We start from the raw sequence: 13536 nt of genomic DNA, 5'->3' as shown, positions 1-13536 counted from the left end.
TTCATCAAAACTATAAAAAACCGAATATTATACTTAAGAATGCCTTTCACCAAAACCTAGAAAAGCTTGGAATAACAATCATTTTAAGCAAACAACCTCCCAATAAAAACAAACGATTATTTGCTAAAGTTATTTCACACTCATTATGAATAGAGTCTGCATTTTCATCCAAAAAATGATAAAATAGTAGAGCTTATTTTTGAGAATGGAGAATATGATGAACCCATTATTAACTGGTATGAATGACAAACAGGCCGAAGCCGTCCAAACGACTGAAGGTCCTTTGTTGATTATGGCAGGTGCAGGATCAGGGAAGACACGTGTACTTACCCACCGCATTGCCTACCTTATCGACGAAAAAATGATCAATCCTTGGAATATTTTGGCCATTACCTTTACCAATAAGGCAGCTCGTGAGATGCGTGAGCGTGCTATGGCTTTAAACCCAGCAACTTCAGAAACCTTGATTGCGACCTTCCATAGTATGTGCGTGCGAATCCTTCGTCGTGAAGCGGACCATATTGGCTACAATCGAAACTTTACTATCGTGGATCCTGGTGAACAACGTACTTTGATGAAACGTATTCTCAAGAATCTTAACCTTGATCCTAAGAAGTGGAATGAACGTGCCATCTTAGGGACGATTTCCAACGCCAAAAATGACCTCTTGGATGAAGTGGCCTATGAGCACCAGGCCGGTGATATGTACACCCAAATTGTTGCTAAATGTTATAAGGCCTATCAAGAAGAGCTACGTCGTAGTGAAGCTATGGATTTTGACGATTTGATTATGATGACTTTACGTCTCTTTGACAAAAATCCTGATGTCCTCGCCTATTATCAGCAACGTTATCAGTACATTCACGTGGATGAGTACCAAGATACCAACCATGCTCAATATCAGTTGGTAAAACTCTTGGCTTCTCGCTTCAAGAATATCTGTGTCGTAGGTGATGCGGACCAATCAATCTACGGTTGGCGTGGGGCTGATATGCAGAATATCCTTGATTTTGAGAAGGACTATCCTGAAGCTAAGGTAGTTCTCTTGGAAGAAAACTACCGTTCAACCAAGAAAATTCTTCAAGCAGCCAACGAAGTTATCAAGAATAACCGCAATCGCCGTCCAAAGAAACTTTGGACACAAAATGATGACGGTGAACAAATTGTTTATTACCGTGCTAATGATGAGCGTGATGAAGCTGTTTTTGTTGCTTCAACAATCGACAATATTATTCGTGAAGAAGGTAAGAACTTTAAGGATTTTGCTGTACTCTACCGTACCAATGCTCAGTCTCGTACTATTGAAGAAGCCTTGCTCAAGTCAAATATTCCTTATACCATGGTTGGTGGTACCAAGTTCTATAGCCGTAAAGAAATCCGTGATGTCATTTCTTACTTAAACTTGATTGCCAATCCTGCGGATAATATTAGCTTTGAACGTGTGGTTAATGAACCTAAACGTGGAGTCGGACCTGGTACACTCGAAAAAATTCGTACCTTTGCCTATGAGCAAAACATGAGTCTCCTAGATGCATCAGCTAATATTATGTTGTCACCGATCAAGGGGAAAGCAGCTCAGGGCGTTTACGATTTTGCTAACATGATACTGAATCTACGTGACCAGCTAGACGGGCTAAGTATTACTGAAGCGGTAGAGGCTGTTTTAGATAAGTCTGGTTATCTGGATGCTCTTTCTATGCAACAAACACTTGAAAGTCAAGCACGCATTGAAAATATCGAAGAGTTCATGTCTGTTACTAAGAATTTTGATGAAACCAACTCCGATGGTACGGAAGATGAGACTGGTATTGACCGTTTAGGCCGTTTCTTGAATGATCTAGCTTTGATTGCTGATACGGACGATGGTGATATGGAAGCAGCAGAAGTAACCTTGATGACCCTCCATGCTGCTAAAGGACTTGAATTTCCAGTTGTCTTCCTTATCGGTATGGAAGAGGGAGTCTTCCCTTTGTCTCGTGCCTCAGAGGATCCAGAAGAACTCGAAGAAGAGCGTCGCTTAGCTTACGTAGGTATTACCCGTGCTGAAGAGATTCTTTTCCTTACCAACGCTAATACACGTACGCTTTTCGGTAAGACTAGCTATAATCGTCCTAGCCGTTTCTTGCGTGAAATTTCAGATGATTTATTACAATATCAAGGTCTAGCACGTCCAGCCAATTCATCATTTGGTGTTCGTTTTACAAAGGAAGAGCCAACACAATTTGGTCAAGGCATGAGTTTACAACAAGCGCTTCAGACCAGAAAAGCAAATGTACAACCTCAAAGACATACTGGTGCTCAGCCATTTTCAAAAGCTACTGGCGGACTACCTTTTGGTAAGACTTCAGACTCTGGCAATTCAGCTACTGACTGGGAAATCGGAGATATCGCTCACCACAAGAAGTGGGGAGATGGGACCGTCCTAGAAGTAACTGGAAGTGGCAAGACACAAGAACTTAAGATAAAATTCCCAGAAGTTGGACTTAAAAAAGTTTTGGCAAGCGTAGCACCTATTGAGAAGAAATAGAAAGGGACCGAAAGGTCCTTTTTAATAAGCCTTCCCTATCACATTGATAAAAAATTTCTATTAGACAGCTAGCTTTTCTGGGTGTAGAATGAAAGCAACTTTTGTTTTGGAGGACACCCATATGTCACGAGAATTTTCATTTGAAACCTTACAATTACACGCTGGACAAACACCTGACAAGGAAACAAAATCACGTGCGGTTCCAATTTACCAAACGACTTCATATGTTTTTGACGATGCTCAAGAAGGTGAAGATCTCTTTGCCCTTAGAAAACCGGGTAATATTTACACACGTATTACCAATCCAACAGTAGCAGTACTTGAAGAACGTATTGCAGCCCTCGAAGGTGGTGTTGGTGCCTTGGCTACGGCTTCAGGTATGGCTGCTATCACCTATGCTATCCTTGGTTTGGCACATGCTGGTGATCATGTAGTTGCTGCGACAACCCTCTACGGTGGAACATTCAATCTCTTAAAAGAAACTCTTCCACGCTATGGTGTCACAACAACTTTTGTAGATGTTGACAATCCTGAAGAAATAGAAGCTGCTATCAAAGATAATACCAAACTTGTATTGATTGAGTCTTTGGGAAATCCGCTTATCAACATTCCTGATTTTGAAAAAATTGCTGAAATTGCTCACAGTCATAAGATTCCATTGGTTGCTGACAATACTTTTGGTACTCCATATCTCATCAATGTTATCTCCCATGGTGTAGATATCGTGGTTCATTCTGCGACTAAGTTTATCGGTGGACATGGAACAACTATCGGTGGCCTTATTGTCGATTCTGGTAAATTTGACTGGGAAGCTTCAGGCAAGTTCCCACAGTTGGTTGAAGAAGACCCATCTTACCACAATATCAGCTATACACGTGATGTTGGTCCAGCAGCATTTATCACTGCCCTTCGTACACAACTTTTGCGTGACACAGGGGCTGCCTTGGCACCTTTCAATGCTTTCTTGCTTTTACAAGGACTTGAAACACTTTCACTTCGTGTCGAACGCCACGTCGAAAATGCTAAAAAAATCGTAGACTTTTTGGAAAATCATCCAAAAGTTGAAAAAGTGAACTATCCTGGATTGCCATCAAGTCCTTACTATGATTTGGCACAAAAATACTTCCCTAAAGGACCAGGTTCTATTTTCACTTTCCATGTTAAAGGTGGACAAGACGAAGCACGTACCGTTATTGATAATCTTGAAATCTTCTCAGATTTAGCTAACGTTGCTGATGCAAAATCTTTGGTGGTTCACCCTGCAACAACAACTCATCAACAATTGGCAGAAGCAGATTTGTTGGCTTGTGGTGTCACTCCAAATCAAATTCGTATCTCAGTTGGTTTGGAAAACGCAGATGATTTGATTGAAGATTTAAAACTAGCCCTTGATAAAATTTAAGTATTCTGATACTAAATATTTAAACCAGCTCTATAGCTGGTTTTTTGTTATACTATCCCTATGAAATTTGTTTTTGATTTGGATGGAACCCTATGTTTTGATGGTATGACTATGTCAAAAGAACTACAAGAGGTTCTTTTAACAGCACCAAAATACGGTCATGAGATTATTTTTGCAACAGCACGCTCTTACAGAGACTGTCTTAGTATTTTGGAGGGAGAATTGAAAAAACTGACAGTAGTTGGCTTAAACGGTGGTGAAGTCTTTCAAGATGAACTATTAGTATCTCAATACACAATACCTTCTAATGCTCTCGGAACGATTGTTAGCTACTGTGATACCTATAACCTCCCTTATTTTATTGATGATACCTTTAATTATGCTATACAAAATCCTGATCAGATTCCTTTCCTTTCAAATGTTGACCCATTAAACAAAGCAAGGATTTTGCCTGTCCAAGAACTTAATAAGCCTATTAAAGCTGTTATTCCACTTGCAGAGCATGAGGATATACGAGAAGATCTTATCTTTAATCTAAACAAACTGGAATGTTTAGACCTTACTTACCATGATATCGAAAGGTGTCTCTACATTAATCTTAAAGGTGTGACTAAGGCTAGTACTGTTTTAAACCACTTTGGTAGAGACTTTGTAGCTTTTGGAAATGACCAAAATGATATTTCTCTTTTCAAATATGCTATATATAGTGTGCAAGTTGGCGATTATCCCTATCTGAAAGACTTTGCAGACGAAGTCATTCCTGCAATTAATACAGTGATTGCTGAAAAAATTAAACTACTGTTTGAAAAGTTCTAAACAAATGCTTAGGCTTCTTGCTCTATTTGCAGTACAATAGTAAAAAAGTATTGGAGGATTAACATGCCAACATTTATTGGAAAACCAGTTACAGTAGCAGAAGACAAACAACTTCAAGTTGGAGATACCTTGCGTGACTTTAATTTGACAGCAACAGATTTGACGAAAAAATCACTTTCAGAATTCGATGGTAAGAAAAAAGTTATCTCTATCGTTCCATCAATCGATACTGGTATTTGTTCAACTCAGACACGTACCTTTAACAAGGAATTGTCAGAACTAGATGATACTGTCGTTATTACTATTTCAGTGGACCTACCATTTGCGCAAGCTCGTTGGTGTGGTGCTGAGGGCCTTGAAAATGCCATCATGCTCTCTGACTACTATGATAATAGTTTCGGTAAAGACTATGGTGTCCTTATTGAAGAATGGCACTTGTTAGCGCGTGCCGTTATAGTGGCAGACGCTGACAACAAGATTACTTATGTCGAATATTTGGACAATATCAATACTGATCCAAACTATGAAGCAGCAGTAGCAGCAGCTAAAAGCTTATAAAAAGGGGCCCAGGTCTCTTTTTTATTTTGCCTTTCTTACAGTTTTTACTTGCAAAAGTATTAGCTTCTTGCTATTATTGTATAGCAATACTCAATGTGGATAGTGAAATATAAAAAAGGAGATTCAATGTCTGAAAAAGAAAGACCTCAACTGATTATCGATTACGAAGCTAACACAGACAAACTTGTTCGTTTAGGCGATGTTGTCGATCAATTTAAAGGAAAAGCTGTCCCTGCTAAGGCAGAACCTGGCGAATTCGCTGTCATTAATCTATCGGATATGACACCCAACGGCATTGCTTACGATGACCTAAAAACATTTTCTGAGGAACGCCGCAAACTTTTACGCTTTCTCTTAGAAGATGGAGATGTGCTTATTGCATCTAAGGGAACTGTTCAAAAAGTTGCTGTTTTCGAAGATCAGGGCAAGCGTGAAGTTGTTGCCTCATCAAATATCACAGTATTACGACCTAAGGAAAAACTCCGTGGTTTCTACATCAAGTTCTTTCTTGAGACCGAAATTGGTCGTGCCTATTTGGATTATGCTGATAAGGGAAAGGCTGTCCTCAATTTGTCGACAGCTGACCTCTTGGACATCAAAATTCCTGAAATACCGATTGTTAAACAAGATTACCAAATTGCCGCCTATTTACGTGGTCGTGCCGATTTCCATCGTAAGATGGTCCGTGCAGAGCAAGAGTGGAAAAATATCCAGCATAATGTTACAGAAGCTCTATTTGGAAATTAACCAAAAGCCAGCAAACTAGGATTTGTTGGTCTTTTTTTATTATTCTCGTGTATAATGGTAGTAGCAAATATGTTATTAGGAGGTCATTATGACTACCAACACCATAGATTTATCACAACCAGTCGCAACAATCATAAAAGAGCATCCAGAGGTTAAGGATTTACTGATTGACCTTGGTTTTAAGCCCTTGTCTAACCCAGCTATGCTAAATACTGTCGGTAAGGTAACCAGTCTAAAAGCTGGCTCCAAGTTAGCTAATATTCCCCTAGATAAAATCAAGAAAACCTTACTATTCAATGGTTATGATGTCATCGGAGACTAATATGGAAAACAATCGTATTCAAATACTCAAAGAAATTCTCCTTGATTTACACCAGGGAGCCAGTCCTGAGAGTGTTCAAGAGCGCTTCAATCAACACTTCAAGGGAGTATCTGCCCTTGAAATCTCTATGATGGAGCATGAACTTATGGCATCTGAAGATGGGGTTACCTTTGAAGATGTGATGAGCCTTTGTAATGTCCACGCTAACCTCTTTAAAGGAGCTATTGCAGATGTGGAGGTGGCAGACGCTGATCAAGAGGGCCACCCTGTCTATGTCTTTAAACAAGAGAATTTAGCCCTACGTTCAGCTATCCTACGTATTCGACGTATCATCGAAAACATTAGTAAGCCTGAAAATGAAGATTTCAAATCTGACCTACTCAATGGGCTTAGACATCAGATGTCTTTATTGGGACAATTTCATAACCATTACACACGTAAAGAAAAGCTCTTCTTTCCAATAATGGAGCGTTATGGTCATGATTCTCCTCCAAAGGTTATGTGGGGTGTAGACGATGACATCCGAAAACTTTTTAGAGCGGCAGAAGCTAAACTAAAAGAACTTCCAGATGCTGATTTAGAAGAATTTTCAAAGTCCTTCGAAGCTTTTTCAGAAGAATTTGAAGCTATGATTTTCAAGGAAGAAGCTATCTTACTGATGATTCTGCTTGAAACCTTCACGCAGGATGATTGGCTTTCAATTGCCGAAGAAAGTGATGCCTATGGCTATGCAATTATAAAACCTACAGCCGTCTGGCAACCTAAGCGTGAGCGTTTTGAGGAAGACAATACGGAAACATCGCAAGAACAGTCAGGTCTGAGCACTGACGCACATACGGGCAATACCCGAATTATTGAAACCCCAGAAGGGCAATTCACCATCAGCTTCACCCCAAAACCAAAAACTGAAACTGTCGTAGATAGAGAAACAACGCAACCTTTTGGCAATGGTTATCTTTCTGTGGAGCAGGCTAATCTCATTCTCAACCACCTTCCTTTGGAAATCACTTTCGTTAATAAAGATGATATTTTCCAATACTATAATGACAATGTTCCGGCGAATGAAATGGTTTTCAAACGAACACCGAGCCAAATTGGACGTAATGTGGAACTTTGTCATCCGCCAAAAGTCCTTGATAAGGTCAAGAAAATCTTTAACTTACTTAGAAGTGGTGAGCGCGATCAAGTCCCAATGTGGTTCAAATCTGAACGTTTAGGAAAATTCGTCTATGTTACCTATGCAGCTGTCAGGGATGACAAGGGAGACTTTCAGGGCGTCTTAGAGTATGTACAAGATATTAAACCTTTCTTTGAACTGAAAAGCGATCTTAAAAGAGATATTGATTAAAAAGCTAGTAGTCTTGCAATTGCTTATGACTATAATACTCAAGAGGTTAGAGACTTTGCTCTCTGCCTCTTTATGTTTCTACCTAGCTCTTTAGGATGGCTTTTGATATAATTAAAAGTATGATTTCAGGAATTATTAATCTAAAAAAAGAGGCTGGAATGACCAGTCATGATGCAGTATTTAAACTACGCAAAATATTACAAGAGAAAAAAATCGGACATGGTGGTACCCTTGATCCAGATGTTACTGGTGTCCTACCTATAGCAGTTGGAAAAGCGACTCGTGTCATTGAATACATGACTGAAGCAGGGAAAGTCTATGAGGGAGAAATTACCATTGGTTTTTCAACAACGACCGAGGATGCAAGTGGTGAAGTCGTCCAAACTACTCCGATAAGGGAGCTAGACGAAGAAACCGTTGACAAAGCAATGGCTAGTTTCGAGGGAGAAATCACACAAATTCCTCCCATGTACTCAGCGGTTAAGGTCAACGGGAAAAAACTTTATGAGTATGCACGCGCTGGACAAGAAGTAGAACGTCCACAACGTCAAGTGACAATTACCGAATTTGTCCGTACCTCACCTATTGAGATAGAAAATGGTACTGCAAGATTTACCTTCCGTGTTGCTTGTAGTAAGGGAACCTATGTCCGTACCTTATCTGTCGACTTGGGGGCAAAACTCGGCTACGCTAGTCATATGTCTGCTCTTCGCCGAACTGCTTCAGCAGGCCTAACCTTAGATGAAGCACTAACCCTCTCACAAATTTCAGAAATGGTAGAAGCAGGAGACCAATCCTTCCTCCTTCCTATCGAATTTGGCGTTCAGGATCTCCCAGCTGTACAAGTCACTGATGATGATGCCAAAGAAATCTCATTTGGTCGCTTCATTTCCATAGACAGTCAAGAACCCTTAGTCGCCGCTTTTTTGGGTGACAAAGTTCTAGCTATCATGGAAAAACGAGGTCAAGTTTATAAACCTAGAAAAGTATTAAGTCAATGAAAGTAACGTCTATTAACGATTATAAAGATATCCATCAGGAAAAGGAAACAGTCCTGGTCCTAGGCTATTTCGATGCGCTCCACCGTGGTCACAAGGTTCTTTTTGATAAGGCTCGTCAGATTGCTAATGAGAAAGAGCTTGAGGTAGCTGTTCTTACCTTTAATGAGAGTCCTCAGCTAACTTTCCAACGCTTTACGGATGATTTACTTCTTCATATCACAGCACCTCAGAGACGGTGTGAACTTTTTGAAGCCTATGGTACAGATCAGCTTTATTTGACAGATTTTAATAGTGATTTTGCTAGAACAAGTTCAGACGACTTTATCGCTCGCTATATTAAGCGTTTAAAAGCGCAAGAAGTTGTGGTTGGCTTTGACTACAAGTTTGGACACCATCGCACTGATGCAGATTATCTTGCCCGTAATTTTTCAGGTACCGTCCATGTGATTGAGGAGCAGCAGAGTGATGGCGAAAAAATTTCATCAACACGTGTGCGCCAATTAATTCGGGAAGGTAAGGTTAAAGAAGCTAATCATCTTTTAGGACATGAATTCTCTACACGTGGCATCGTGGTACACGGTGATGCGCGTGGGCGTACCATTGGATTTCCAACAGCTAATTTAGCACCTATCGATAGAACCTACCTCCCTGCTGATGGTGTCTATGTGGCCGATGTTGTGATTGATGGCAAACGTTATCGCTCGATGACTAGCCTAGGAAAAAATGTCACCTTTGGTGGTACAGAGTTACGTCTTGAAGCTAATATCTTTGATTTTGAAGGTGACATCTATGGAAAAACAATTGAAGTATACTGGCTAGATTATATTCGTGACATGATTAAGTTCAATAATATAGACGAACTATGCGCTCAACTGGAAGCCGATAAAAAAATCGCGGAAAAATTTTAAGAAAGCGTAGCCAAAACTAATCAAATAATGTATAATGTTTAGGAATGTTAAAGTGAAAGGGGTGTTTGCATGGTAACTTTATTTTTATCACCTAGCTGCACCAGCTGTAGGAAAGCACGAGCCTGGTTGACCAATCATGAAGTTGCTTTTGACGAACACAATATTATCACGAGCCCATTAACTCACGATGAGTTGATGAAGATTTTGTCTTACACGGAAAATGGTACCGAAGATATCATTTCAACCCGTTCCAAAGTCTTTCAGAAGCTGAATATCGATGTGGATGATTTGACCATAAAGGAACTCATTCAATTGATTTCTGAATACCCAAATCTTCTTCGTCGACCTATCATTATGGACAACAAACGCATGCAAATTGGTTTTAACGAAGATGAAATTCGTGCCTTTTTGCCTCGTGATTATAGAAAGCAAGAATTGCGTCAAGCGACCATTCGAGCTGAGATTGAGGGTAACAATGACTAAAGGAAATTATTCCTACCCACTCGATCCATCATGGAGCACTGAGGAAATTACCACAGTGCTTCATTTTTTGAGTCAGGTAGAAAAAGCATACGAGAGCAAGGTTGACCGTGACCAACTCTTACAAGCCTATAAGGCTTTTAAAACTGTTGTTCCTGGCAAGGCGCCTGAGAAACAACTAGATAAGGCCTTTGAAGAAGCTAGCGGTTTTTCAACCTATCAAGCTGTCAAAGCTGCTAAAGCAAAAGATAAAGGATTTGTAGCACTTGGAAAATAAACTACTCTTTGCTAAAGAAATCATTAAGGAAGCCGGGGCTTTCATTAAAGAAAGTTTGTCCAAAACAATCACGGTAGAAGAAAAGACGGCTTTTGATGATTTAGTAACTAATATTGACAAACAAACACAAGATTTACTCGTGGCACGTATTAAATCCTCCTTCCCTTCAGACAATATTTTCGCTGAAGAAAATGGCTTGGTTCATAATATCAAAGATGGGAACGTCTGGGTCTTGGACCCTATTGACGGGACGGTCAATTTCATCGTCCAACAAGATAATTTTTGTGTGATGATTGCCTATTATGAAGACGGAAAAGGGAAATTTGGCCTAATTTATAATGTCATGGCTGATCAACTTTTCTACGGTGGGGGGCAATTCGATGTTTATTGTAATGATAAACCACTCCCAACATATAAGAATCGCCCTTTAGAACGCTGCTTAGTTGCCAGTAATGCAGCTATGTACGCTAAGAATTTCCATGGCTTGAAAAATCTTATTGACAAGATCTTAGGTGTTCGTGTCTACGGTGGTGCTGGTTTAAGTATGTCTAAGGTTCTTTCAGGACAAATTTTAGCTTACTTTTCAGTCATTTACCCATGGGACTATGCTGCAGCAAGTATTATGGGAGAAAAATTGGGTTATCACCTTGAGACCATTACCGGAGAACCACTGGATTATTCTAGTCGTCAAGCTGTTATGCTGGTTCCCAAAGACAGACTTGAAGAAATTAAGAGCATCATGGGGTCAGAAAATTAGTTTGAAACATAAAAACCATACTGGACAAATCAGAACAGCAAGTTCTCTTGGTTAGTCCAGTTTTTTAATAGAAAGGAAACTATGCAATTTCCATCAGATTTTATAGAGAAATATAACAATTTACTAGGTTCTGAAGCAGAGGATTTCTTTGCATCGTTTGATCAAGAAGCCGTGTCCGCCTACCGTACCAACCCTCTGAAAAAGCAACAGAAGGACTTTCCCGATGCTATTCCAGAGACGCCATGGGGCCATTACGGAAAAATTTCTGGAAAATCCTCAGATCATGCGACTGGTTTGGTCTATTCTCAGGAACCAGCTGCCCAAATGGTCGCTCAAGTGGCAGCTCCAGCCAAGGGAAGTCGTGTCTTAGATTTGGCAGCTGCTCCGGGTGGAAAGTCTACTCATCTTTTAAGCTACCTAGATAATACAGGACTACTCGTTAGCAATGAAATCAATCCAAAACGTAGCAAAATTCTAGTTGAAAACATAGAGCGTTTTGGAGCAAGAAATGTTGTGGTGACTAACACGTCAGCCGACAAACTAGCTAAAGTTTTCAAAAATTATTTTGATACAATTGTCTTTGATGGACCTTGTTCTGGCGAAGGAATGTTCCGCAAGGATCCTGATGCCATCCAATATTGGCACAAGGATTACCCTAGTGAACTGGCACAATTGCAGAAGGATATCTTGTCAGACGGTTTGAAGATGCTGGCTCCTGGTGGACAACTTATTTACTCAACCTGCACCTGGTCGCCTGAGGAGAACGAGGGCGTTGTCGCTTGGATTTTAGAGAATTATCCTGACCTTGAATTGGTGGAAATTCCTAAACTAAACGGCATGAGCGATGGCATTAATTTTCCAGAAACAGCCCGCATGTATCCGCATCGTTTCAAGGGTGAAGGTCAGTTTGTGGCAAAATTCCAGGATAAGCGCGTACCTGAGCAAACACGTATCAAAGAGGGAAAATCTAACCTAAACAAGGAGCAGAAGCAACTTTGGGAAGATTTTGCAAAAAAACACCTTAAAACTAGACTGGATGGTTTGCTGCAAGTTTTTGGGGACAATCTCTACCTGCTTCCAAAAGGGCTCCCAGACCTTTCTAAAGTTAAAATCGCTCGTAACGGTTTGCATCTTGGTGTCTTCAAGAAAAAACGTTTCGAACCAAGTTTTGCTCTTGGAATTGCTTTAACATCTGATGAAGTTGTTTCAAGTATAGAGCTAAGTCAAGACAAGTTTGCCCAATACGTTTCTGGTAATGTGGTTACTCTAGATCAAACACATCCTAACGGTTGGTATCAGCTTTTAGTGGACGGCAATGGTTTTGGGTTTGCTAAAGTTGTTGGAAATACGGTTAAAAACTACTATCCTAAAGGATTAAGATTTCACATTTAAGAACCTGTAACCAAACTTTAATATGACTTAGTTATCCTATACTTGTTATAATTAGATAGGTGTCTTTTAACAGCATATCTATGAGACACTTTCTTACTTATGTTACAAAATGTCGGAGGACAAAAATGAAAAAAACAAAAGTCCTTGCAGTGATTCTGTCACTGGCAATGGCCATGCTGGTTTTAACTGGCTGTGCCTCTTGGATTGACCGTGGCCAGTCCATTACAGCAGTTGGTTCTACGGCCCTTCAACCCTTAGTGGAGGCGGCAGCAGATGGGTTCGCTGAGAAGAACCCTGAGAATATCGTTAACGTCCAAGGTGGCGGTTCTGGTACTGGACTTTCTCAGGTACAATCTGGTGCTGTTCAAATTGGGAACAGTGACCTTTTTGCCGAGGAAAAATCTGGAATCGATGCCAGTAAGCTTGTTGACTATCAAGTTGCCGTTGCTGGAATTGCAGTGATTACAAATAAAGAAGTCTCTGTCGATAACCTGACAACCGAACAACTTCGCAAGATTTTCACTGGGGAAATCACAAACTGGAAACAGCTTGGTGGTAAAGACTTAGAGATTACTATTATTAACCGTGCAGCCAGCTCAGGATCACGCGCAACTTTCGATGCAGTGATTATGGACGGTAAATCGCCAATCCGTACCCAAGAGCAAGATTCTAATGGTATGGTTAAGTCAATCGTTGCTCAGACACCAGGTGCTATTTCATACCTATCATTTGCCTACCTTGATGATTCTGTTAAAACATTGAAGTTAAATGGATTTGAACCAAAAGCTGAAAATGTTGCAACTAACGATTGGCCGATTTGGTCCTACGAGCATATGTATACCAAGGGAAAACCGGATAGCTATACCAAACAATTCTTAGATTACATGATGAGTGACGAAGTCCAAGAAAATGTCGTCGCAAAAATGGGTTACATTTCCATCCATAGCATGAAAGTTACCAAGGATGCTGATGGTAACGTCTCAAAGAAGAGTGAGGAGTAA

14 protein-coding genes are annotated in these 13536 nt (G+C 40.2%); all 14 read left to right on the top strand.

From position 1 onward, the window contains the following. Positions 1-217 precede the first annotated feature (217 nt). The 14 genes from pcrA (at position 218) to O3670_RS01435 (ending at position 13536) form a co-directional block, all read left to right on the top strand. Positions 218-2527, top strand: coding sequence for a DNA helicase PcrA (gene pcrA, locus O3670_RS01500; RefSeq protein WP_048675776.1), 2310 nt, complete (start codon positions 218-220; stop codon positions 2525-2527). Between the two features lie 121 nt (positions 2528-2648). Next, the gene (locus tag O3670_RS01495; protein ID WP_204373248.1) at positions 2649-3929 is read left to right on the top strand and encodes an O-acetylhomoserine aminocarboxypropyltransferase/cysteine synthase family protein; all 1281 of its coding nucleotides are present in this window, start codon (positions 2649-2651) and stop codon (positions 3927-3929) included. A 60-nt stretch (positions 3930-3989) separates the two neighbouring features. After that, on the top strand, positions 3990-4745 hold the full coding sequence (locus O3670_RS01490) for an HAD hydrolase family protein (protein WP_038676038.1): 756 nt from the start codon (positions 3990-3992) through the stop codon (positions 4743-4745). Between the two features lie 63 nt (positions 4746-4808). Next, positions 4809-5303 carry a thiol peroxidase gene (tpx, locus tag O3670_RS01485; RefSeq protein ID WP_038676036.1) on the top strand — a complete coding sequence of 165 codons (495 nt, stop codon included), beginning with the start codon at positions 4809-4811 and terminating at the stop codon, positions 5301-5303. A gap of 126 nt (positions 5304-5429) precedes the next feature. After that, positions 5430-6050 carry a restriction endonuclease subunit S gene (locus O3670_RS01480; protein ID WP_048790294.1) on the top strand — a complete coding sequence of 207 codons (621 nt, stop codon included), beginning with the start codon at positions 5430-5432 and terminating at the stop codon, positions 6048-6050. An 88-nt stretch (positions 6051-6138) separates the two neighbouring features. After that, entirely contained in the window at positions 6139-6372 is a 234-nt protein-coding gene (locus O3670_RS01475; RefSeq protein ID WP_002884869.1) for a DUF1858 domain-containing protein, read from the top strand. A gap of 1 nt (position 6373) precedes the next feature. Continuing rightward, positions 6374-7720, top strand: coding sequence for a DUF438 domain-containing protein (locus tag O3670_RS01470; protein WP_371595722.1), 1347 nt, complete (start codon positions 6374-6376; stop codon positions 7718-7720). Between the two features lie 119 nt (positions 7721-7839). Then, positions 7840-8721, top strand: coding sequence for a tRNA pseudouridine(55) synthase TruB (gene truB / locus O3670_RS01465; protein ID WP_038676033.1), 882 nt, complete (start codon positions 7840-7842; stop codon positions 8719-8721). Continuing rightward, positions 8718-9629, top strand: a complete 912-nt coding sequence (locus tag O3670_RS01460) for a bifunctional riboflavin kinase/FAD synthetase (protein WP_038676031.1) — start codon at positions 8718-8720, stop codon at positions 9627-9629. The genes truB and O3670_RS01460 overlap by 4 nt, the downstream gene beginning before the upstream one ends. 69 nt (positions 9630-9698) lie before the next feature. Next, entirely contained in the window at positions 9699-10112 is a 414-nt protein-coding gene (locus tag O3670_RS01455) for a Spx/MgsR family RNA polymerase-binding regulatory protein (RefSeq protein ID WP_004182520.1), read from the top strand. Next, on the top strand, positions 10105-10386 hold the full coding sequence (locus tag O3670_RS01450; protein WP_038676029.1) for a UPF0223 family protein: 282 nt from the start codon (positions 10105-10107) through the stop codon (positions 10384-10386). The genes O3670_RS01455 and O3670_RS01450 overlap by 8 nt, the downstream gene beginning before the upstream one ends. Continuing rightward, positions 10376-11143, top strand: coding sequence for an inositol monophosphatase family protein (locus tag O3670_RS01445; protein ID WP_371595721.1), 768 nt, complete (start codon positions 10376-10378; stop codon positions 11141-11143). Before O3670_RS01450 ends, O3670_RS01445 begins: the two co-directional genes overlap by 11 nt. An 81-nt stretch (positions 11144-11224) precedes the next feature. Next, positions 11225-12535 carry an RsmF rRNA methyltransferase first C-terminal domain-containing protein gene (locus O3670_RS01440; RefSeq protein ID WP_371595720.1) on the top strand — a complete coding sequence of 437 codons (1311 nt, stop codon included), beginning with the start codon at positions 11225-11227 and terminating at the stop codon, positions 12533-12535. Positions 12536-12660: 125 nt separating this feature from the next. Beyond that, positions 12661-13536 (top strand): phosphate ABC transporter substrate-binding protein PstS family protein, encoded by an 876-nt coding sequence (locus O3670_RS01435; protein ID WP_003097174.1) that lies wholly within the window; start codon positions 12661-12663, stop codon positions 13534-13536.

It is taken from the genome of Streptococcus sp. 27098_8_74 (assembly GCF_041431705.1).
Classification (GTDB): domain Bacteria; phylum Bacillota; class Bacilli; order Lactobacillales; family Streptococcaceae; genus Streptococcus; species Streptococcus salivarius_E.
The sequence above is the reverse complement of the archived record's forward strand: the minus strand, read 5'-3'. Positions and strand labels throughout refer to the sequence as shown.

Coding starts and splice junctions, on each gene's coding strand:
- truB (WP_038676033.1), top strand. CDS start 7,840: ATGATTTCAGGAATTATTAATCTAAAAAAAGAGGCTGGAATGACCAGT.
- tpx (WP_038676036.1), top strand. CDS start 4,809: ATGCCAACATTTATTGGAAAACCAGTTACAGTAGCAGAAGACAAACAA.
- O3670_RS01495 (WP_204373248.1), top strand. CDS start 2,649: ATGTCACGAGAATTTTCATTTGAAACCTTACAATTACACGCTGGACAA.
- O3670_RS01435 (WP_003097174.1), top strand. CDS start 12,661: ATGAAAAAAACAAAAGTCCTTGCAGTGATTCTGTCACTGGCAATGGCC.
- O3670_RS01450 (WP_038676029.1), top strand. CDS start 10,105: ATGACTAAAGGAAATTATTCCTACCCACTCGATCCATCATGGAGCACT.
- O3670_RS01460 (WP_038676031.1), top strand. CDS start 8,718: ATGAAAGTAACGTCTATTAACGATTATAAAGATATCCATCAGGAAAAG.
- O3670_RS01455 (WP_004182520.1), top strand. CDS start 9,699: ATGGTAACTTTATTTTTATCACCTAGCTGCACCAGCTGTAGGAAAGCA.
- O3670_RS01475 (WP_002884869.1), top strand. CDS start 6,139: ATGACTACCAACACCATAGATTTATCACAACCAGTCGCAACAATCATA.
- pcrA (WP_048675776.1), top strand. CDS start 218: ATGAACCCATTATTAACTGGTATGAATGACAAACAGGCCGAAGCCGTC.
- O3670_RS01470 (WP_371595722.1), top strand. CDS start 6,374: ATGGAAAACAATCGTATTCAAATACTCAAAGAAATTCTCCTTGATTTA.
- O3670_RS01490 (WP_038676038.1), top strand. CDS start 3,990: ATGAAATTTGTTTTTGATTTGGATGGAACCCTATGTTTTGATGGTATG.
- O3670_RS01440 (WP_371595720.1), top strand. CDS start 11,225: ATGCAATTTCCATCAGATTTTATAGAGAAATATAACAATTTACTAGGT.
- O3670_RS01480 (WP_048790294.1), top strand. CDS start 5,430: ATGTCTGAAAAAGAAAGACCTCAACTGATTATCGATTACGAAGCTAAC.